This is a genomic window from Vibrio sp. 1078-1 (assembly GCF_033340475.1).
In genome coordinates this window covers 1-602 of sequence record NZ_JAWOWM010000569.1, presented here as the reverse complement: position 1 = coordinate 602, position 602 = coordinate 1, and the positions used below count along the sequence as shown (strand labels likewise).

Genomic DNA, 602 nt, shown 5'->3' with positions numbered 1-602 from the left:
TTTCAATTTGATTCGCAATGCGATTTACTATTTTGATTCCTATCCCGATAGTCAAATTGAAATCAGAACCCTCGTCGGCCCTTATGAAAACACGCTTGTTTTCCGCGATACAGGGCCTGGGATTGATGACAGCATCGTACACAAAATCTTTGATGACTTTTTCTCATTCCAGAAAAGCGGCGGTAGCGGACTTGGCTTGGGTTACTGTCAGCGTGTGATGCGCTCTTTTGGTGGTCGAATTGAGTGTAAATCGGTAACTAATGAATTTACTGAGTTTTATCTGCATTTTCCGGTTGTGCCAAATGCACCGAAAGTAGAAACGCTTCGAACGCCAAACTTTTACAACTGGAATCAGAAAGTCAAAACCACACCAAGTCCAGAACCTGTCGTACAAATCAACAAAGATGCACCAACTGTGCTCATTGTCGATGATAAAGAGGTGCAACGTACTTTGGTTCAAATGTACCTAAACCGACTTGGCGTCAATAGTTTACAAGCCAATAACGGCGCAAATGCGGTGGAACTGTTTCAATCACATCAGGTCGATTTGGTGTTGATGGATGTTCAAATGCCCGTGATGAATGGGTTTGACGCCAGCGAAA

1 protein-coding gene is annotated in these 602 nt (G+C 43.4%); it reads left to right on the top strand.

The features are described from left to right. Positions 1–602 (top strand): ATP-binding protein (locus R7190_RS28835; protein WP_318138060.1); only part of this gene is annotated, 602 nt, incomplete at both ends.